This window comes from Kitasatospora sp. NPDC059571, assembly GCF_042735675.1.
GTDB lineage: Bacteria > Actinomycetota > Actinomycetes > Streptomycetales > Streptomycetaceae > Kitasatospora.
This window is the reverse complement of the sequence record NZ_JBHWBW010000184.1, coordinates 2,324-3,033: the sequence shown is the minus strand read 5'-3', so window position 1 is coordinate 3,033 and position 710 is coordinate 2,324. Positions and strand designations below refer to the sequence as shown.

1 protein-coding gene is annotated in these 710 nt (G+C 79.0%); it reads right to left on the bottom strand.

Annotated features, from left to right (window positions below):
- Window positions 1-710 (bottom strand): biotin--[acetyl-CoA-carboxylase] ligase (locus tag ACFV0G_RS20855; RefSeq protein WP_380549702.1); only part of this gene is annotated, 710 nt, incomplete at both ends.

The following is a 710-nucleotide window of genomic DNA, read 5'->3' as shown; positions in this document are numbered from 1 at the left end:
GCGCGCGTCCGGCCGGGGGCCCCTCCTCCCCACCCCGGCCCGGGGCGACCCGCCCCGCGTCCCCCCGACGGGGGCGAGGACGACCAGCCTGCCGTCGCCGTCGATCGCGACGGCCTCGCCGAGGAGCTCCTGGTCTCCGGGCAGCTGGACCTTCACCTGCCGGCCGAGCGTGGTGCAGCGCGCCGTGTACGCGGGCAGCAGCCCGCTGGCGTGGGGGTCGCCGGCGGCGGCCCGCCATTCGCCGTACAGCTCGGCGAACTCGCGCAGCAGGGCGCGCAGCAGCGTCTGGCGGTCGGTGACGGCGGCGCCGGCCAGCGCCAGCGAGGACGCGGTCGGGACGGGGAGCTCGGCGGCGCGCAGCGACACGTTGAGGCCCAGGCCCGCGATCACGGCGCCACCGCTCAGCTCGGTGAGGATGCCGCCGACCTTGCGCTCCTCGCCGTCCACGGTCACCTGGAGGTCGTTGGGCCACTTGAGGCCGGTGTCGAGCTCGGCGACCCGGGCGACGGTCGCGGCCGCGGCCACCCCGACCAGGATCGGCAGCCAGCCGTACCGCTCGACGGGCACCTCGTGCGGCCGCAGCAGCACGGAGAGGAACAGGCCGGAGCGCGGCGGGGCGCTCCAGCGGCGCTCCAGGCGGCCGCGGCCGGCCTGCTGGGACTCGGCGACCAGGACCGCGCCCTCGGGCGCGCCGTCCCGGGCCCCGGCGC